Below are 792 nucleotides of genomic sequence, written 5' to 3' on the forward strand. Positions count from 1 at the left end.
AATTTCCAACGACCGGTAGCACAAGTCCAGCCGTCCCTTTTCAGATTACGTTAAGTGAATGCAGCAAAGGGACAACGGGGGTTCGGGTTGCATTTAACGGTATTGAGGATGCAGAAAATAATACTCTGTTGAAACTGGATGAGGGAAGCAATACGGCCTCCGGTTTGGGTAAGAAATACTGGACGGAAATATGCGTCCGGTGAAACTGAATGACCTTCATGCCGGGATGCAGTGGATCCCACTGGTACCAGAACAGAACAATATTTTGCCTTACTCCGCTCGTCTGAAGTCAACTCAGAAGTCCGTCAATCCGGGACTGGTGAGGGCTTCGGCAACCTTTACCCTTGAATTTCAATAATCAGAGTCAGATATGAAAAGACTTCACAAGAGGTTCCTGTTAGCTACGTTTTGCGCGTTATTCACAGCAACTCTCCAGGCCGCCGATGTCACTATCACTGTTAATGGTCGGGTAGTCGCTAAACCCTGCACTATTCAAACCAAAGAAGCTAACGTTAATCTCGGGGATCTTTATACGCGCAATCTGCAACAACCTGGTTCTGCATCTGGCTGGCACAATATTACTTTGTCATTAACCGATTGTCCGGTTGAAACAAGTGCAGTGACGGCAATCGTGACAGGTTCAACTGACAATACGGGTTATTACAAAAATGAAGGTACTGCCGAAAATATTCAGATAGAGCTGAGGGATGACCAGGATGCTGCGTTAAAAAATGGAGGGTAATGCTGCCAACTTACTGATTTAGTGTATGATGGTGATTTTAAGGTGCTTGC

The 792-nt window shown here is 45.7% G+C and carries 2 pseudogenes; both read left to right on the forward strand.

Annotated elements, in window-relative coordinates:
• A pseudogene (locus tag ACUU1I_RS20905) lies at nucleotides 1-358 on the forward strand (fimbrial protein); the annotation flags it as partial.
• 12 nt (nucleotides 359-370) lie between these two features.
• Nucleotides 371-736: pseudogene (locus ACUU1I_RS20910) on the forward strand (fimbrial protein); the annotation flags it as partial.
• Between the last annotated feature and the right edge of the window lie 56 nt (nucleotides 737-792).

The organism is Shigella sp. SIG3, assembly GCF_053555855.1.